Below are 18,659 nucleotides of genomic sequence, written 5' to 3' on the forward strand. Positions count from 1 at the left end.
TCTCAGCCCTGCCCGGCGACGGCCGCCACGAAGGCGTCCGGATTGTCGAGCATGACGTTGTGGCCGGCACCGGGCACGGTCACCACGCGCACGCCGGCCGCCTCCAGAGCCGCCCTGCCCGGGAGTTCACCGGTGAGTTCGCCCTGCAGGAACACGCGATCGATCGACAGCCCTTCGAGGATGTCCCGCATGATCGGCTCGGAACCTCGTCGCAGCCCCACGGCGCTGCGGTGCAGGGCGCGCGGGTCGGCCAGCCGCATGGTCGCCGCCCACAGCGGCCCGACCGCGTCCAGCACGCGCGCGTACGCGCCGCCGACGAACTCCTCCTCCTCGTAGGCCGTGATCCACGCGCTCCCCGCGGCGGGGGGAGGCGAGGCGTCGAGGTTGGCCTCGGTGAGGACCAGCCGGGAGACGAGGTCGGGCCGGCGATGGGCCAGCACGAGGGCGACTGAGCCGCCCATGCTGTGCGCGATCAGCTCTGTGCCGCTCTCTCCCGCCGCGTCCAGGGCGGCCGCCAAGGCGTCGGCGTGGTCCTCCAGCCGGTAACCGAAGTCCTCGGGCCGGTCACTGATGCCATGGCCCGGCAGATCGACGAAGAGGCTCCGTCGGCCCGCGAGTTCGGGCCGGGCGGCGATATGGGCGTGATACACGGAGGCGATCGACCCCAGTCCGTGCACGTACACGCGCGCGGGTCCCGCCCCCGCCGCTTCCGTCCAGCGGATGCAGCTGCCCTTGCCGTCGAACTCGGCCTGCCTCAACGTGCCCCCCTCGGAGTCTCGCCGGCCACACTTGCCGGCCACCACTCGACTATATACATCGGTTCCGATGTATCAAATTCTCGATGTACCCTCTAGTCGATGTACCACCACCATGAGCGAGAATGTGGGCATGCTGGAGCTCGCCATCCTCGGATTCCTCTGCGCCACCCCACTCCATGGCTATGAGCTGCGCAAACGCCTCACAGCGCTGATGGGACACGTGAAGCCGGTCGCCGAGAGCACGCTGTATCCCGCGATCAAACGGCTGGAGAAGGCGGGCCTGCTCGCCCGTGCCACGGAACCCGGTTCAGTGGCCGCTCCGCGTCATGTCCTCACGCTGACCGAAGCGGGCCGACAGGACCTGCGCCGCAGGCTCGCCGAACCCGACCCGCGTGACATCAGCGACGAGAACCGGTGGTTCACCGTGCTCGCCTTCCTACGGCACCTGAACGACCCGGCCGCCCAGGCCTCCGTGCTGAGGCGTCGGCTGACCTTCCTCGAAGAGCCCGCGAGCTTCTTCTACGACGGTGACCGGCCGCTGCCCGCAGAGGAGCTGGACGATCCCTTCCGACGCGGCATCCTGACCATCGCGCGGGCCACCTCCCGGGCCGAACTCACCTGGCTGCGCGAGACGATCGCCTCACTCGACGGCTGACGGGAAGCCTTTCACCGCGCCGCCCCCTTCTGTCGCCGAAGCTCCAACTCTACGTTGAATAGAGGAAGATGGACGATCAATGGGATCAGCCACGCAGGGGGAAGGCGGACAGTATGTGGGACAGGGTGCGCAAGTCGTGGGCGAGATTTCTCGGCTCCTCGCGCGCGGAGGAGGACGGTCACGGGGAGAGCACGAACACGGACAAGCACACACACAAGGACAAGCGCACGCACAATCTGTTCGAGGCCGCCGCGGTGTATGTGTCGGCCTGCGCGGAGGACGACCAGGACCAGATCGACGAGGCCGCCGGCTGGGTGTCTCCGGAGGCGCTGTCGTTCGGGGTGAGCGAGCTGGCGTGCCGGGCCGTGATCGCACTGGCCCGGGAGCGCGACGAGTCGCCGCAGACCGTCGCCCGGACCCTCCTCGGGCTCCCGGCGGCCTGACAGCGTGGACGATCTCGGTCGATTCGCCCCGACCAGTCGGAAAGCTGCAGCTCGGGTGTGCCGGGGAGTCGTGACAAGCGGCTTCCGGTCGCACTAGGGTGCGCGCCGATGGACGAACCGATGGGGAGGCTGGGATGGCCGGGACGGACGAGGATGCCGTCGCCGCCGCGGACGACGCGCTGTACGTGCTCACGGCGGTGCTGCTGACGCCGGCGAAGTTCCCGAGCGTGCTGGGCGACGACTACCCGGAGGCCTGCGCGGCGCTCGGCCTCGCACCGCTCGCCGACGGATACGGCCTGGTGATCGGGCAGGACGGCGACGGAGCCCGGTGGACGGTCGTCATCGACGACGTCTCCCTGGTCGCCGTCGCCATCGCGTCCTGGGACTGCGGCATGGAGTACGACCTGTCGCCCGACGAACGCACGGTCGTGGCCGCCCTGCCCGGGTGGCCCCTCGCGGTCGCCGTCGCCGCCCCCAACGTGCCGGAACCGCACGACCCCGACCCCGAGGTGGCGGACGGTCCGCCGTTGACTCCGCCGGACACGAGCGTGTGGGGGCCGGCCCAGCGACGCCTGGGCGCCGACGAAATCGCACTGCAATGGGCGATCTGGCGCGAGCAGATCGCCGACACCGACTTCGCGACGCGGGACGGAGGGGCGGAAGGCGCCGCCGACGGCGCGGACGCGAGCGAAGGTGAAGGCGAAAGGACCGAGGGGGGCGAGAGACGCGGGGACCAAGGCGGCCACGGCGGCATCCGGCGAGTTCTCGCTGAGGCCCGCGCGTACGTGGATTCCCCGCCGCCCCTCGGTCGCGTCCGGTCCTCCTTCGCCCCCGGCGACGCCCGGACCCTGCGCGCGGACGGCCCCGGCTGGTCGCTCGTGGCCAGGACCGACGACATCGCGTTCGTGCTCCTCGACGACGAGCCCGGCGAGGTCCTGCCGGTGGGCCGCGGGCCGGAGCTGCCCGGGCTGCTGGAGGCGCTCGACAAGATGGCCGTACGCCCCAGCTGAGCTGCGCGTTCGGCGGCAGGGCACCGGCTCGACGGACGGGTCGGTGTTGGGTGGCCCCATCTGGCGGCGGTGCCCCATGTGGCCCCAGCCCATGGATGGCACGCGGCCGGGACCGCACTATGAGGCAGCCTTCACGGCTCCGCTCTCTCATGTGCCCCCGTCCCCGCTGCCAGGAGGCCGTCATGCGCCTGTCCCGAGGTGTTCCGTTCATCACCGCCGTGCTGTTGGCAGGCGCCCTCAGTCGGCCGACTCCGGTGACGGCCACGGCAGTTGACGAGCAGCACTGCGCCGGGCAGGAGCGTGTACGGGTGCCCGGCGCGGCCTACCAGCAGAGCGCCTGCCTCGCGGATCTCACCACGGCGGTACTCGCCGGCACGCCTTACACGGACATGGCCGACCAGGCAGGACTGACGGCCCGGGGAACCCGGACACCGGCCGGGGTTCCCGGCCTTCAGATCGACGGCTATTTCCCTGACTCCTCCCACTTCAACGCCACTCACGGCTGGCGTCACGACGCGCAGTTCGTGATCCGGCTGCCGGACCGCTGGAACGGCGGACTGGTCGTCACCGGAGCCCCCGGTACCCGTCGGCAGTACGCGACGGACGCAGCGATCTCCGACCAGGTGCTCGCGCTGGGTTACGCCTACGCCGCGACCGACAAGGGCAACAACGGCGCCGACTTCTACCGCGACGGCAGGCGGCCCGGTGACGCGGTCGCCGAGTGGAACACGCGGACCACTCAGCTCACCCGGGCCGCCCGCAAGGCAGTGGCCCAGCGCTACGGGCACGCTCCCCGCCGTACGTACATGACCGGCATCTCCAACGGCGGCTACCTCACCCGCTGGCAGCTGGAGAACCGTCCCGAGCTGTACGACGGCGGCGTGGACTGGGAAGGCGCGCTCTGGACCGCGGACGGTCCCAACCTGCTCACCTCCTTGCCCACGGCAGTCGGACGCATGCTCGGCTCCGCGCGGGACGAGGACCTGTACACGGTCGGCTTCGCGCGGGGCTCCGAGTTTCTGTGGCCGTACCACGAGCAGGCCTACTGGGGGGTCACGCAGAAGATCTACCGCGCCGAGTTCGACCCGACCTACGACCCCGGCTGCCCCGGCACGTCCGCCGGGACGACGCCGGAGCAGATCCTGGCACCGTGCGCGTCCGATGCCTCGTACGACTACGTGTCGCGCCCGGCGTCCGTCCACCGCGCCGTGGCCCGCGTCGCCCTGACCGGCCGCATCGGCCGGCCGCTGCTCACGCTGCACGGCGATCTGGACGCGCTGCTGCCGAAGGCGGCCGACTCGGACGTGTACGCCCGCATGATCGACGCGAGCGGTCGGGGACCGCTGCACCGCTATTTCACGATCGCCGGCGGTACTCATGTCGACGGCCTGTACGACACCTATCCGGATCGGCTCCGGCCGATCCTGCCTTGCTACCGGTCGGCCTTCGACGCGCTGGTCTCATGGGTGGAGCGAGACACCCGACCGCCCGCGGACCATACCGTCGGCAGGCCCGCGAGCGGCGGTGTGCTCAACTCCTGCTCGCTGTCCAGCCCGGTCGCGAGGGCGGCCGGGTGAGGGTCAGCGACCGATTTCCTTGCGCGAGACGCGGCGCAGCCTGCGCCGCTGTGACGGGTCGAGCGCGAGGTACGCGGCGGCCGGGACTCCCAGGACTATCAGGAGCGCGGCCCACCAGGGCAGCCAGATCAACAGGATGAGACCGGCCGCCACACCTCCTGCGGCGATCTTCGCGTTCTTCGACATGTGCGTCGCCTCCTTCGCGGCCACTGCCGCTCTCTGACGCGTAAATAGGTCCAGGTCAGGGTGGGTCTGGGCAGGGCTGGGTGCCCGGTGGTCGTCGCGGCCGCCGGGCGCTTGGTCATGGGTGGTCAGGCTGCGCCTTCGATCGGGTTGAGGGTGACGGTGTAGCCGAGCTGGTTGAGTGAGGTGATCGCTCGGCGGGTGGCGCGTTCGGGGTCGCGTTGGGTGAAATAGGTGCCGCCGAGTTCCTGGTAGGGGACGTGGTCGGTGAGCATGTGCCAGATCGCGGTGATGATCGAGTGCTCGACCGCGACCAGGGCCCGCAGCGGACCGCGGCGGGCGGTCAGCCGCTTGTAACGGGCCTGCAGATAGGTGTTTTTGGTTCTCACCGCGCCGAACGCTGCCAGGCCGAGGGCGCCCTTGAGGTAGGGGTTGCCGGGGCGGACCTTGGTGGTTTTGGTGCGGCCGGCGGACTCGTTGTGGCCGGGGCAGACACCCGCCCAGGAGGCGAGATGTTTGGCGGAGGTGAACCGGCTCATGTCGCCGCCGGTCTCCGCGATGATCACCTCGGCGACTGCCTGGTTGATCCCGGGGATGGTGTCGAGCAGGTCGAGGGCTGGGCGAAAGGGGGCCATCGCCTCCTCGATCCGCGCGGTGAGCCGGTCGATCGCATCGGTGAGCTGGTCGTACTGGTCCAGATACAGCCGGGCCAGGAACGCGTGGTGGTCACGGAAGCGGCCGGTCAGGGCCTCGGTGAGCTCGGGGATCTTGTTGCGGAGCCGGCGCTTGGCCATCTCCGCGAGGAGCTGCGGGTCACGCTCCCCGGCGATCAGGGCTTCGAGCATGGCCCGGCCGGAGACGCCCATGATGTCGGAGGCGACCGCGGCGAGCTTGATGCCGGTGTCCTCCAGCAGCTTCTCCAGCCGCTGGACGAGCTGGCCGCGCTCACGGGTCATCTGGGTGCGGGCCCGGGTCAGATCCCGTAGTTCGCGCACCGGCTGCTCGGGCACGAACGAGGCGCGCACCAGGCCGTGGGCGCCGAGCTGGGCCAGCCAGGCCGCATCCGAGACATCGGTCTTGCGGCCGGGCAGGTTCTTGACCTGCCGGGCGTTGACCAGGATCACGTTCAAGCCTTCGGCCAGCACGTAGTAGTAGGGCTTCCAGTAGTCCGACGTCGCCTCGATGACCACGAGGGTGACGTTCGCGGCGAGCAGGTGATCGCGCAGGGCCAGGACCGCGTGCGTCGTCGATCCCCACGTCGTGGTCTCGTTGGTGAACGAGCCCCGGCGCTTCGTGCTCGGCGTGCGGACACACGCCTTCGCGTCCTTCTTGCTGATGTCCAGCCCCGCGCAGCGTTCATGCAGCACGTCCACGGATCCCACTCCCTCCCCGGCGCCCAGTGCATTGCACGCCGTTCCGGGAGGGCCAGGGTGAAACAGGAATTCTGACGCTCGTGCTCACAGCAACACTCCACGGTGCCCGTGGAAGGCCCCCAGTACCACGCTGACCTGCGAGCTCACCGGCATCACAGAGGCATCGGTCTCGGCCGGAACGAACCCCTCCAGTGTCCCGGACCGGCATCAATCCACGGCAGGGCACACAAGAAGCACCTCCGGCGCGCGCCACGGCATTTACCACGCCCCCGGCGCGCACCGAAGGTGCGCTGGATCGCTGACCTGAAAACGGGTCCGCGCTTCCCACGGTTCCGGACCGCGACCCTGAGACGACCCTGAGGTGCGGCCCCTACTGGTCACCGACTTCCCGTGCCCGCCATGTGCGTTCGACGTGCCGGGGTCCGCACAAGGCAGATACCCCGGCAACCGAGGAGTGACCCAGGTCACCAAGCCGTCATGCCCGGCCGCCATCGGAGTGTTGTACCCTCGGCCACTCGACCGCAGTAGTCAAATTTGAGGAGTGCTGCAGAGCTGTGCCGAGGCTTCCCGACGCACCACCGTCCGAGATCTCCGAACTGGCCTCCTGCTGTGCCGTCTTCGTCCCCGGTGATCCGGCCCGCACCGGCCGGGTCGCTTTCTGGCGAGCGGACGGCGGCGCCGTTCCGCTCAGCGCGTCCGGATCCGTGGAGGAGCTGGCCGTCGCACTGCCCGACGACGACGTGGACGGCGGCGTGGACGGCGGCGACGGCGTCGCGCTGGTGAGAGTGCCGGCCGTTCTGCTCCCCGTGCGTGCCGCTCTGCCTGTGCTCACGCACGCGCGTACCTCCGCGCAGTCGCCCAGAGCTGGCGTCTTCTGGGGCGCGGCCACCGTCCTGGCCCTGCAGCTCGTGGCACGTGGACTGCTGTTGCCCGGCCTCTCGGCGGACGACCACGACGCCTGGCGAGCCGGTCCCCTGCGACCGGAGGACGTCGAACGCGTCCGCGCCCTCGCCGCAGCCATGCCGCCCGAAGCGCACGCCCTGCCGCTGAACGGCGTTCGGCCGCTGCGGCTGCCGGACCCGGAGGGGCTGCTGCGCGCCTTCCTGGACGCGGTCGCCGACACCCTTCCCCGCTCCCCCGCGGCGGCGCTCGTGACGGGCGGGCCCGCCTACGCCGCGCAGGAGCCGCAGCACATGCCCGATCAGCGCGCGTGGGCCGCGGATGTCGCCGCGGGCCATGACGCGGGCGTACGGCTCTCCCTGCGGCTCGAGGCCCCCGGCCTCGCCGCGGCGACGCAGGACGACGCGGGGCTGTCGTTCCGGGCGGTGCTGCAGATGCACAGCGTGAGTGATCCGACGCTGGTCGCGGACGCCGCCGACGTGTGGGCGGGATCCGGCGCCTTCGGCCCACGCGCGCGGATGGACGCCCTGCTGGCACTGCGCCGCGCGGCCCGCGCCTGGACGCCTCTCACGCCGTTGCTCTCCGCAGCCGTGCCGGATGCGGTGGAACTGGCCGACGACGAGGTGACCGACCTCCTTCAAGAGGGCACTGCGGCTCTCGCCGGAGCCGGCGTCGACGTCCACTGGCCCAAGGAGCTGGCCCACAGGCTGACCGCCCGCGCGGTGATCGGTCCGCCGGACGACGAGTCCACGCCCGGCAGGGCCTTCTCCGACACGCCGTCCTTCCTGTCCGCCGACGCGCTGCTCGCCTTCAACTGGTCGTTCGCGCTGGGCGACCAGCGGCTCACGCGCGAGGAGCTGGACCGTCTGGCCGAGGCGAACCGCCCGGTGGTCCGGCTGCGCGACCAGTGGGTCCTCGTCGATCCTCAGGAGGTTCGCCGCGCCCGCGCGCAGCAGGACCACAAGGTGACGACCATCGACGCGCTCGGCGCCGCGCTGACGGGCTCCACGGAGGTCGACGGCCGCCAGGTCGAGGTCCGGGCCACGGGCTGGCTGGCAGCGCTGCGTGAACGGCTCACGGACCCCGAAGGCCAGGAGCCGGTGGGCCAGCCGGCCGCCCTCACCGCCACGCTGCGGGACTACCAGCGGCGTGGCCTGAGCTGGCTGGCCCGGATGACGTCCCTGGGCCTGGGCTGCTGTCTGGCCGACGACATGGGCCTCGGCAAGACGATCACCCTGATCGCGCTGCATCATCACCGGCAGTCCGACGCCTCGTCCGCCGGACCGACGCTCGTGGTGTGCCCGACCTCCCTCATGGGCAACTGGCAGCGCGAGATCGAGAAGTTCGCGCCCGGCACGCGCGTGCGCCGCTTCCACGGGTCACGGCGTGATCTGGGCTCGGTGGCGGACGGGGAGTTCGTGCTCACCACGTACGGCACTATGCGCCTGGACGCGCGCCGCCTCGCCGACGTGCCGTGGGGCATGGTCGTGGCGGACGAGGCCCAGCACGTGAAGAACCCGTACTCGGCGACCGCGCGGGAGCTGCGCTCCATCGGCGCACGCGCGCGCGTGGCGCTCACCGGCACCCCCGTGGAGAACAACCTGTCGGAGCTCTGGGCGATCCTCGACTGGACGACACCCGGACTCCTGGGCCGCCTGGGCACCTTCCGCAGGCGCTACGCCCAGGCCGTCGAGAGCGGCCAGGACCCGGCCGCCGCCGAGCGTCTCGCCCGGCTCGTACGCCCGTTCCTGCTGCGCCGGCGCAAGTCGGATCCAGGCATCGCACCGGAGCTCCCGCCGAAGACGGAGACCGATCGTGCCGTGTCCCTCACCACCGAGCAGGCCGGTCTGTACGAGGCGGTGGTCCGCGAGACGCTCGCGGAGATCGCCGGAGCCGACAGCATGGCGCGGCGCGGTCTGATCGTGAAGCTCCTCACGGGCCTGAAGCAGATCTGCAACCACCCGGCGCAGTTCCTCAAGGAGGAGCCGCCGAGGATCGCCGGGCGCTCGGGAAAGCTGGAGCTGCTGGACGAGTTGCTCGACACGATCCTCTCCGAGGGGGCGAGCGTCCTGGTCTTCACCCAGTACGTGCGCATGGGGCGCCTCATCGAACAGCACCTGTCCGCGCGCGGTATGCCCTCGCAGTTCCTGCACGGCGGAACACCCGTGGCCGAACGCGAGACCCTGGTGCAGCGTTTCCAGGACGGTGAAGTACCCGTCTTCCTGCTGTCGTTGAAGGCCGCGGGCACCGGCCTGAACCTCACCCGCGCCGAGCATGTCGTGCACTACGACCGCTGGTGGAACCCCGCCGTCGAGGCACAGGCCACCGACCGCGCATACCGCATCGGCCAGACCCGGCCCGTGCAGGTGCACCGGCTGATCGCCGAGGGAACCATCGAGGACCGTATCGCCGACATGCTGAGCCGCAAGCGGGAGCTGGCCGACGCGGTGCTCGGCGCCGGCGAGGCGGCACTCACCGAGCTCACGGACGCGGAGCTGGCCGATCTGGTGGAACTACGAGGGGGCGCCCGATGACTCGACACGACGGTGACTTGGAGCGCACGTTCGCCGCGCTGCCGCCCGCGCACGGGCGCGGGTTCGCGCGGACCTGGTGGGGCCAGGCCTGGCTGAAGGCGCTGGAGGAGACGGCGCTGGACTCCGGGCAGCTCAAGGCGGGCCGCAGGCTCGCGCGCGCGGGAGCGGTCGGCGCGGTGTCCGTACGCCCGGGGCGTATCACGGCCGTCGTACAGGGCCGCGACCGTACGGCGCACCGGGCCGACGTGCTGCTGGAGGAGCTGACCGGCGAACAGTGGGACCGCTTTCTGGACATGGCCGTCGAACGGTCCGGGCACGTCGCGGCGCTGCTGGACCGCGACATGCCGCCGCACCTGGTGGAGGACGCGGCTGCCACAGGCATCGAACTGCTGCCGGGCATGGGCGATCTGGAGCCGGAGTGCGGCTGCGGCGCCTGGGACCACTGCGGGCACACAACGGCTCTCTGCTACCAGGTGGCGCTCCTCTTGGACCAGGATCCCTTCGTCCTGCTCCTGATGCGCGGACGGGGCGAACGCGACCTCTTGGACGACCTCCAGGCCCGCAGCGCGGCCCCCGCGGACGCGGCGGCCGAGCTGTCCGCGTCGTCACCCGAACCGGACGGCGTGGACGCCGCGGAGGCGTATGCGACCGGCGAGATCCTGCCGCCGCTGCCCGCCCTGCCCGAGCTGCCGACCGAGCCGGGAATACCGCCGTCCCTGGACACCGAGACGCCTCCCGCACCCGGCGTCGACCCGGCCGCCCTGGAGTTCCTGGCTGCCCGGACGGCTGCGGACGCACACCGCATGCTCGCGGAGGCACTGCGGATCGGTCCGGAACAACCCGTCACCGAAGCGCGATTGACGCTCGAACAGGATGCGGTACGTCTCGCGGCAGGCAGCCCCGTCGCCGAGATGGCGGAGCGGCTGGCCGATGGGTCGGGACGCGGCAGAGAAGGGCTGGAGATCGCCGTACATGCCTGGCACCTCGGCGGTGTCGCCGCGCTGTCCGTACTCGAGGACGAGTGGAGCGTGGACGGCGAAACCCTCGCACGCGCGCGTGCCGCTCTGGAGTCGGCCTGGGACGAGGACGAACGGCCGTCGCTGCGGGCGAAGGGCAACCGGTGGACGGTCGTCGGCGCACCAAGGCAACTGCGCCTGGGCCCGGACGGACGTTGGTGGCCGTACCGCAGGGAACGCAGCCGCTGGGTGCCCGCAGGAGGCCCCGCGCACGATCCGGCAACCGCACTGGCCTCGGCGGACGTTGCGGCCGAGGAGGCGCAGCGGTGAGACCTGTGGTGAGGGGGATGACGGACGGCGAGGGCGCGTTCGACGCCGAGGGCGGGCTGGTCGACAGCGGTGTGGAGACGTCGGTGATCTACGTGCGGTTGCCGCGCGGGATCTGACGGCCGACTCAAACGCCCGGCACACGCGCGTGGCTGTCACCGAGCGTTACGCGCGCGTGGCGCTTCCCAACTGTGCTCGGATCGGGCCGTCCCTACGGCAGCTCGTCCGCCAGCGATGGGAAGAGCGACTCGAAGTCGCTGGGAAAGCCGCTCGGCAGCTCCGAGGGGAACCCGGACGGCAGTGATGTCGGCAGTTCGGTGGGCAGCTTGCTGGGGAGTTCGGTCGGGATGCTGAAGGACGGCCTGGGCGAGCTGCTCGTGCTCTCGGCGGACGGATTCTCGTCGGGTGAGTCGTCACTCCCCGAGGCCATCAGGACCACTGCTACGACGGCTCCGACGGTCACTGTCACGGCGAGCAGAATGAACAGCGGATTCCGCCGACGCCGCGGTCCACCGCCTCCCTCGGACGGTTCCGGTGGAGGCCGACCACCGTACGTGGGCGGGCCGCTGTCGCCCGGAGGCGGACCGTAGCCTCCCGGGGCTCCATGGCTTCCCGGGGGCCCATAGCCCCCTCCCGCCCCCTGTCCATGGCCGAGCCCTCATGAGGCGGTCCGAAGCCACCGCCCGGAGGCGGCGTGTCACCCGGCGGTCCTGGCGGCTGAGGCGGTACGGGCGGCATGGCCATACGTCAAGAATCGCCTCGTACCGGTCAAGACGCGACCCCCGTGCGGGAGCTGATGCGGGGCCATGCCATGGATCACACGATTCCGGAACATTCCGCGCGGAGATCGGTCGAACATCCGTACCGCCCGTACCGCGTGTGACCAGGTCTCTCGACGGGCGGGTCACACGCGGTCGGGCACGCGCGCGTGGCCTCAGCCGCGGGCGCCCAGCAGGTGGTCCATCGCCAGCTGATCGAGACGTTCGAAGGCCATCCCGCGCGCGGCGGCCGCCTCGACGTCGAAGTCCTCGAAGGCCGTGCGGTCCGCGAGCAGCGACTTGAGGCCGTCCGCGGCGGTCGGCCGCGCCAACTCGTCCAGACGCGAGGCGCGCAGGGCTTCCTGGACCTCAGGGTCGGCACGGAAGGCGGCCGAACGCTCCTTGAGGATGAGGTAGTTGCGCATGCAGCCGGCGGCCGACGCCCACACCCCGTCGAGGTCCTCGGTCCGCGGCGGCTTGAAGTCGAAGTGGCGGGGCCCGGTGTAGCCGGCGCTCTCCAGGAGGTCGACCAGCCAGAAGGCGGAGCGCAGGTCGCCGGCGCCGAAGCGCAGGTCCTGGTCGTACTTGATGCCGGACTGGCCGTTGAGGTCGATGTGGAAGAGCTTGCCCGCCCACAGGGCCTGCGCGATGCCGTGCGGGAAGTTCAGCCCGGCCATCTGCTCGTGGCCGACCTCGGGGTTGACGCCGTACAGCTCGGGGCGCTCCAGGCGCTCGATGAAGGCCAGGGCGTGGCCGACGGTGGGCAGCAGGATGTCGCCGCGAGGCTCGTTCGGCTTGGGCTCGATCGCGAACTTCAGGTCGTAGCCCTGGGAGGTGACGTACTCGCCGAGGAGGTCGAAGGCCTCCTTCATGCGGTCCAGGGCGAGGCGTACGTCCTTGGCGGCGCCGGACTCGGCGCCCTCGCGGCCGCCCCAGGCGACGTACGTCTCGGCGCCCAGCTCGGCCGCCAGGTCGATGTTGCGGATCGTCTTGCGCAGGGCGTAGCGGCGCACGTCGCGGTCGTTGGCGGTGAACGCGCCGTCCTTGAAGACGGGGTGCGTGAAGAGGTTGGTGGTGGCCATCGGCACCTTCATGCCGGTCGCGTCGAGGGCCTCACGGAAGCGCTTGATGTGCGCCTCGCGCTCGGTGTCCGAGGACCCGAAAGGGATCAGGTCGTCGTCGTGGAAAGTGACGCCGTGGGCGCCGAGCTCGGCCAGGCGCTGCACCGTCTCGACCGGGTCGAGGGCACGGCGGGTGGCGTCGCCGAAGGGGTCCCGTCCCTGCCAGCCGACGGTCCACAGGCCGAACGTGAACCTGTCCTCGGGGGTGGGCTGGTAGCTCATGCCGCGGCTCCTTGCTTACGGACGACTGCTTGCTACGACTCGCTACGACTATTTCGTCATGGCGCTTTACAAATTAGTATGCCCACGCGTCCCTGGGAAGGGACAAGATGTCCCTGAAGGGGTGAGGTCCGGTTCGTGACACTCCGGGCACCCTCGAAACAGCAGGTCAGATCCCGTAGAGCCGTGGAAAAGGGAGAGCCCGATGTCAGCAGCCGAGGGTCCGCTCGTCGTCGGCGTGGACACGTCCACCCAGTCCACCAAGGCGCTGGTCGTCGACGCCTCGACCGGGCAGGTCGTCGCGAGCGGCCAGGCACCGCACACCGTGTCCTCCGGAGCCGGCCGGGAGAGCGACCCGCGCCAGTGGTGGGACGCCTTGTGCGAGGCGCTGCGCCAGTGCGGCGACGCGGCACACGAGGCCGCCGCGGTGTCGATCGGCGGGCAGCAGCACGGCCTGGTCACACTGGACGACCGGGGCGAGCCGGTGCGTCCGGCGCTGCTGTGGAACGACGTGCGCTCGGCGCCGCAGGCGCGCCGCCTGACCGAGGAGCTGGGCGGCGCGAAGTTCTGGGCCGAGCGCACCGGCTCCGTCCCGGCCGCCTCCTTCACGGTCACGAAGTGGGCCTGGCTGGCGGAGAACGAGCCGGAGGCCGTCCGGGCCACCAAGGCCGTGCGCCTCCCCCACGACTACCTGACCGAACGTCTCACGGGGCAGGGCACCACCGACCGCGGCGACGCCTCCGGCACGGGCTGGTGGGCGTCGGGGACGGAGTCGTACGACGAGGAGATCCTCGCGCATGTGGGGCTCGACCCGGCGATGCTGCCCCGCGTGGTCCGGTCCGGCGAGGTGGCGGGCACCGTGCGCGACAGCCACGACCTGCCGTTCTCCAAGGGCACCCTGGTCGCGCCCGGCACCGGCGACAACGCCGCGGCCGCGCTGGGTCTCGGCCTGCGTCCCGGCATGCCGGTGCTGAGCCTCGGCACGTCGGGCACGGTGTACGCCGTGTCGAAGCGGCGCCCCGCAGACCCGACCGGCACGGTGGCGGGCTTCGCCGACGCGCACGGCGACTGGCTGCCGCTGGCCTGCACCCTGAACTGCACACTCGCCGTCGACCGCCTGGCGACCCTGCTGGGCCTCGACCGCGAGGCCGTGGAACCGACCACCGGCCTCACGCTCCTGCCCTACCTGGACGGCGAACGCACCCCGAACCTGCCGAACGCCTCCGGCCTCCTGCACGGGCTGCGCCACGACACGACCGCCGGTCAGCTCCTGCAGGCCGCCTACGACGGTGCCGTCCACGCGCTGCTCGGCGCGCTGGACCTCGTCCTGGACGAGGACGCGGACCGCTCGGCACCGCTGCTGCTGATCGGCGGTGGCGCCCGGGGCACGGCGTGGCAGCAGACCGTGCGCCGGCTGTCGGGGCGGCCGGTGCAGGTCCCCGAGGCCAAGGAGCTGGTCGCGCTGGGCGCCGCGGCCCAGGCGGCAGGCCTGCTGACCGGCGAGGATCCGGCCGCGGTGGCCCGGCGCTGGAACACCACGCGCGGGCCGGTGCTCGACGCCGTGGAGAGGGACGAGGAGACGTTGGCCAGGATCAGCGGGGTACTCTCCGACGCGGCCCCGCTGCTGGAGCGGAGCCCCGAGGCGCACTGAGGACTGACGGAGGCATGACCGCACCGCTGCACGAGGCCCACCCTTCCGGCTCCGGGCGCGCGCTGCCCAACACCCAGCAGGGCATGCGCCGCCGCAACCTCGCCAAGGTGATGCACACCGTCAGCGCCGAGGGTCCCCTCTCGCGTGCCGCCGTCGCCTCCCGGATCGGGCTGACCCGCGCGGCGGTGTCCACGCTCGTCGACGAGCTGATCCGCTCGGGACTCCTGGAGGAGCTCGGTCCCGAGCGGCCCGGCCGGGTGGGACGTCCCGGGTCGGCACTGGCCGTCAGCGGGCGCGGTCCGGCCGGGATCGGGGCGGAGGTCGGCGTCGACCATCTCGCCGTCTGCGCGGTCGATCTACGCGGTGAGGTGCGGTCCAGGGCGCTGCGGCACGGCACGAACCGGGGCCGGGCCCCGGAACCGGTGATCGAGGAACTCGGCGAGCTGGTACGCCGAGTCGTCGCCGAGGCCGAGCAGGAGGGGCTGTGGCCCGCCGGCCTGGCGATCGCCGTACCGGGTCTGGTGGCGCGGGACGCCCGCACGGTCGTGCGCGCCCCGAACCTCGACTGGCGTGACACGGACCTCGGCGGACTGCTGCCCGCGGACTTCCCGCTGACCGTGGGCAACGAGGCCAACTTCGGCGCCCTCGCCGAGCTCTGGCTCGGCGACGGCACTCCCCATGACTTCCTGCACGTGTCGGCGGAGATCGGCATCGGTGCGGCGGTCGTGGTGAACGGAGGGCTGCTGCGCGGAACGCATGGTTTCGCGGGCGAGTTGGGGCATGTGCCGGTCCAGCCGGACGGACCCGAATGTCCCTGCGGGGGCCGCGGGTGTCTGGAGCAGTACGCCGGTGAGGAGGCGGTGCTGCGCGCGGCCGGACTGGAGCCGGGCGAGGACCGCGTCGGGCTGCTCGCCGGGCGTGCCGCCGAGGGGGACGAGGATGTACGGCGTGCCTTGCGCGACGCGGGAACGGCGCTCGGCATCGCGCTGACGGGCGCGGTCAATCTGCTGGACCCGGAGAGTGTGGTGCTGGGCGGCGCGCTGGCCGGGCTCGCGCCGTGGCTGCTGCCCTCCCTGGAGGCCGAGCTGGACCGCCGCACCGCCGGGCCCGCCTGCCCGGTGTCCGTGTCGCGGCTTGGCCCGGAGGGGCCGTTGCTGGGGGCCGCTCACTCGGTGGTGCGCAGCGTGCTCGACGATCCGGTGGCGGTCGCGGAACGCGTCTGAATCCGGGGCGCGGAACGGGCCAGGCTGCGGTCGCGGAACGGGTCTGACCGGGCGGAGAACGGGCCTGGCTGCGGACGCGCAACGGGTCCGTTCGGGACGGGGAATGGGCCTGGCTTCGGACGCACAACGGGTCTGATCCGGGCGGGGAATGGCTCTGAATCCGGGCGCGGAAAGGGTCTGAGCAGGGGGAACAGACCTGCGTCCAGGCCGAGTTCACTCGTGTGAGTGAGCGAGTTATCCACAATCCCGCGGCTGTCCACGGAACTCCGGCTCGCTCTTCTGCCCAACCTGTCGGCGCCGTACCGTGATTCACGCGAGGCGCAGCCGTCGTGTCACAGCACGCGGGGCGCATCACCGTAACAAGGGGGATTCAGATGTCGGGGGAAACGGCTGGGCAGCCAGCCGCAAGGCTGCGGTACGACGCATCCGGTCGCGGGAGGTCCCGTTCCAGGGCGTCACGCCCGCTCCAGGGCGTCCCCGTTCCAGGGCGAGACGTCCATGGCGCCGGGAGCCGTGGAGCAGGTCGTGTCGACGTGGTGTCATCCCGGGCCCACAGCCGCGACCGCCCGTGTCCGTCTCGACGCCCCCTCCCCGCCGGCCTTCCGCAGAACGGAGCTGTGCGGCGATGAGCGACCCCCGGATCCTCACCGTGCGGCCCAGGCCCGGCGAGTACGCCTGGACGTTCGGCGGCGCACCGCCCGTGGCGCGTATCGCGACGGGTTCGGCCCGGCCGTCGCAGGACGCGTACCAGTTCGCGCCGCGGGCCGTCGAGTCGCCGCCGGTCAACGTCTGCGACACCAACTACACATGTGTGGCCAAGATCCGCAAGGAATGGCTCCCGGCACGCGACACGCACCGTGGAGTGCACGCGCGTCCGCGGGAACGGCGACGACGCTGCGCCGAGCCTCCGGCCGACCTCACCCCTGAAAGGCAATCTCCCTCTTGGAACGCGAAAGACCACGCCGCCCCAGCCGACGGCGACTTCTCCAAGGCACCGCACTCGCAGCCGTCCCCTATGCCCTCCTCCCCGAATGGCGGGCCGGCGCACATGTCCCTGGACCGGACCACCCGCTCGCCGAGTGGCGGCCGGCGACCCCAGCGAACTACACGGCGGCGAACCGTCCTGTGACCCATCCGATCGACCGGGTGATCATCCACATGACACAGACCATCTACACCAAAACCCTGTTCCTCTTCGAGAACCCCAAGAAGAAGGTGTCCGCCCACTATGTCGTCCGCTCGGCCGACGGGCACACGTCCCAGTGCGTTCGAGAGTCGGACATCGCGTGGCACGCCGGGGACTGGGACCACAACACGCGGAGCATCGGCATAGAGCACGAGGGCTGGGTGGCCCGGTCCGTCTACTTCACCGATGTCATGTACGAGGCGTCCGCCCGGCTCACTGCGGCCATCTGCACCAGGTACGGCATACCGAAGGACCGCGCGCACATCATCGGGCACTACGAGGTGCCGGGCACGGACCACACCGATCCCGGCCCGCATTGGGACTGGACGCGCTACATACGACTGGTGAACGGCGTCTGAGGTGCGCATGGTTCGCAGGGTTCGCATGGCCCCTCCGGAGGTGCCCATGCCTTCGGGTGAGCCGGGTCGAAAAGGTTGTCCGAGTGCGCACCCGGAGTGACGATGTCCCCAGCCGCATCGCCTTCCGGGGAGGCCGAGTTGAGCGATCCATGGGTGGCCCTGGAGCCGGGGGCCGACCCTGCCGAGCGTGTACGGGTGCTGCGTCGTGCGCATGAGACGTTCACCGAGGCGGGCACCGTGCCGAAGCCGGTGCGTGCCGTGGTGGCCGACTCGTGGCGGCGTTCCGCGCGGGCCGGGGTGGGCCCGGACGGGACGGCGAGCGTAGAGCTCGCGGACAGTGATCTCGGCGCCTATCGCGCGGAGCACCCACTGGCGCGGGTGATGCCGCTGTTCCGGGAGCTGCTGGGCACGTTCGCCGCCGACGGCGAGCATCTGCTCGCGGTGTGCGACGCGCACGGCAGGCTGCTGTGGGTCGAGGGCCATCCGACGACCCGGCGGAAGGCAGGAGGGATGAACTTCGTGCCCGGAGCGCGGTGGGCGGAGACCGCGGTCGGGACGAACGCGCCGGGTACCGCGGTCGCCGTGGACCGGCCGGTACAGGTGTTCGCGGCCGAGCACTTCATCCGCCGGGTGCAGCCCTGGACCTGTGCGGCGGCGCCGGTGCACGATCCGCGCACCGGGCGGGTGCTCGGGGCGGTGGACATCACCGGCGGGAACGGGCTCGCGCATCCGCACAGCCTGGGGTTCGTGCAGGCGGTCGCGCGGGCGGCGGAGTCCCATCTGGCGCTGCTCACCCCGCAGTTGCCCGCCGCGGACGCGCCCGAACTGTGCGCACTGGGCCGTGACGAGGCGCAGTTGCTCGTCGGCGGCCGAAAGGTGAGGCTCAGCCGCCGGCACAGCGAGATCCTGGTGCTGCTGGCCCGCCACCCCGAGGGTCTGACCGGTGACGAGCTGTTGTGCGCGCTGTACGAGGACGAGTCGGTGACGCCCGTGACCCTGCGCGCCGAGCTGGCACGTCTGCGCCGGATCCTCGGCCCCGGGCTGTTCGGTTCGCGGCCGTACCGGCTCACGGTGCCGGTCGAGTCGGATGTGGCGGTCGTCGAACGTCGCCTGGAGACCGGTGCGGTCACAGGGGCAGCCATGGCCTACGCCGGCCCGCTGCTGCCCGGCTCCCAGGCGCCGGCGGTGGTGCGGCTCAGGCGCCGCCTCGCCGACGGTCTCCGTACGGCGCTGATCGCCCGCCGCGATCCCGACCTGCTGGCCGACTGGGCGCACGCACCGTGGGGCGAGGACGACCTCGACGTATGGCGGGCACTCGCCGCGGTGCGCCCGACGTCGGCGGTACGGTCGCGGCTGGCCGCGCTGGAGAACGAACTGTCGGCGCCGCCCGCCTGGCAGCACCGCCCGGCGCACTGACCGAACCCCG

Annotated in this window: 15 protein-coding genes; 10 read left to right on the forward strand and 5 right to left on the reverse strand. The window is 71.6% G+C overall.

Annotation, left to right across the window (positions count from 1 at the left end):
• Positions 1-2 precede the first annotated feature (2 nt).
• A complete protein-coding gene (locus tag ABIE67_RS07590) occupies positions 3-758 on the reverse strand; it encodes an alpha/beta fold hydrolase (protein ID WP_370255432.1) in 756 nt (251 codons plus the stop codon).
• A 130-nt stretch (positions 759-888) separates the two neighbouring features.
• Between ABIE67_RS07590 and ABIE67_RS07595 the strand changes: the two genes are divergently transcribed.
• The 4 genes from ABIE67_RS07595 to ABIE67_RS07610 all read left to right on the forward strand — a co-directional run bounded on the left by ABIE67_RS07595 (position 889) and on the right by ABIE67_RS07610 (position 4,443).
• Complete coding sequence (locus ABIE67_RS07595; RefSeq protein WP_370268314.1) at positions 889-1,413, forward strand: PadR family transcriptional regulator; 525 nt, start codon at positions 889-891, stop codon at positions 1,411-1,413.
• 113 nt (positions 1,414-1,526) lie between these two features.
• The gene (locus ABIE67_RS07600) at positions 1,527-1,856 is read left to right on the forward strand and encodes a hypothetical protein (protein ID WP_370255436.1); all 330 of its coding nucleotides are present in this window, start codon (positions 1,527-1,529) and stop codon (positions 1,854-1,856) included.
• Between the two features lie 134 nt (positions 1,857-1,990).
• Positions 1,991-2,866, forward strand: a complete 876-nt coding sequence (locus tag ABIE67_RS07605; RefSeq protein ID WP_370255439.1) for a hypothetical protein — start codon at positions 1,991-1,993, stop codon at positions 2,864-2,866.
• A gap of 182 nt (positions 2,867-3,048) precedes the next feature.
• Positions 3,049-4,443, forward strand: coding sequence for a tannase/feruloyl esterase family alpha/beta hydrolase (locus ABIE67_RS07610; protein WP_370255443.1), 1,395 nt, complete (start codon positions 3,049-3,051; stop codon positions 4,441-4,443).
• A gap of 3 nt (positions 4,444-4,446) precedes the next feature.
• Here ABIE67_RS07610 and ABIE67_RS07615 read toward each other — a convergent pair whose 3' ends face one another.
• The gene (locus ABIE67_RS07615) at positions 4,447-4,629 is read right to left on the reverse strand and encodes a hypothetical protein (RefSeq protein WP_370255448.1); all 183 of its coding nucleotides are present in this window, start codon (positions 4,627-4,629) and stop codon (positions 4,447-4,449) included.
• Between the two features lie 125 nt (positions 4,630-4,754).
• Complete coding sequence (locus ABIE67_RS07620) at positions 4,755-5,999, reverse strand: IS110 family transposase (protein ID WP_370252085.1); 1,245 nt, start codon at positions 5,997-5,999, stop codon at positions 4,755-4,757.
• A 554-nt stretch (positions 6,000-6,553) separates the two neighbouring features.
• Between ABIE67_RS07620 and ABIE67_RS07625 the strand changes: the two genes are divergently transcribed.
• The gene (locus ABIE67_RS07625; protein ID WP_370255453.1) at positions 6,554-9,433 is read left to right on the forward strand and encodes a DEAD/DEAH box helicase; all 2,880 of its coding nucleotides are present in this window, start codon (positions 6,554-6,556) and stop codon (positions 9,431-9,433) included.
• Complete coding sequence (locus ABIE67_RS07630; RefSeq protein ID WP_370255455.1) at positions 9,430-10,719, forward strand: SWF or SNF family helicase; 1,290 nt, start codon at positions 9,430-9,432, stop codon at positions 10,717-10,719. Before ABIE67_RS07625 ends, ABIE67_RS07630 begins: the two co-directional genes overlap by 4 nt.
• 208 nt (positions 10,720-10,927) lie before the next feature.
• Here ABIE67_RS07630 and ABIE67_RS07635 read toward each other — a convergent pair whose 3' ends face one another.
• Together ABIE67_RS07635 and xylA are read right to left on the reverse strand one after the other, a co-directional pair.
• Positions 10,928-11,185, reverse strand: a complete 258-nt coding sequence (locus ABIE67_RS07635) for a hypothetical protein (protein WP_370255459.1) — start codon at positions 11,183-11,185, stop codon at positions 10,928-10,930.
• Positions 11,186-11,650: 465 nt separating this feature from the next.
• Positions 11,651-12,817, reverse strand: coding sequence for a xylose isomerase (gene xylA, locus ABIE67_RS07640; protein WP_370255464.1), 1,167 nt, complete (start codon positions 12,815-12,817; stop codon positions 11,651-11,653).
• Between the two features lie 202 nt (positions 12,818-13,019).
• Here xylA and xylB point away from each other — a divergent pair, with 202 nt between their 5' ends.
• The 4 genes from xylB (at position 13,020) to ABIE67_RS07660 (ending at position 18,649) form a co-directional block, all read left to right on the forward strand.
• A complete protein-coding gene (xylB, locus tag ABIE67_RS07645) occupies positions 13,020-14,465 on the forward strand; it encodes a xylulokinase (RefSeq protein ID WP_370255469.1) in 1,446 nt (481 codons plus the stop codon).
• Between the two features lie 14 nt (positions 14,466-14,479).
• Complete coding sequence (locus ABIE67_RS07650; protein ID WP_370255474.1) at positions 14,480-15,688, forward strand: ROK family protein; 1,209 nt, start codon at positions 14,480-14,482, stop codon at positions 15,686-15,688.
• Positions 15,689-16,630: 942 nt separating this feature from the next.
• On the forward strand, positions 16,631-17,233 hold the full coding sequence (locus tag ABIE67_RS07655; RefSeq protein WP_370255479.1) for an N-acetylmuramoyl-L-alanine amidase: 603 nt from the start codon (positions 16,631-16,633) through the stop codon (positions 17,231-17,233).
• Positions 17,234-17,371: 138 nt separating this feature from the next.
• Positions 17,372-18,649, forward strand: coding sequence for a GAF domain-containing protein (locus ABIE67_RS07660; protein WP_370255483.1), 1,278 nt, complete (start codon positions 17,372-17,374; stop codon positions 18,647-18,649).
• Positions 18,650-18,659: the final 10 nt, after the last annotated feature.

This window comes from Streptomyces sp. V4I8 (assembly GCF_041261225.1).
In the GTDB taxonomy this organism is placed as follows: Bacteria; Actinomycetota; Actinomycetes; order Streptomycetales; family Streptomycetaceae; genus Streptomyces.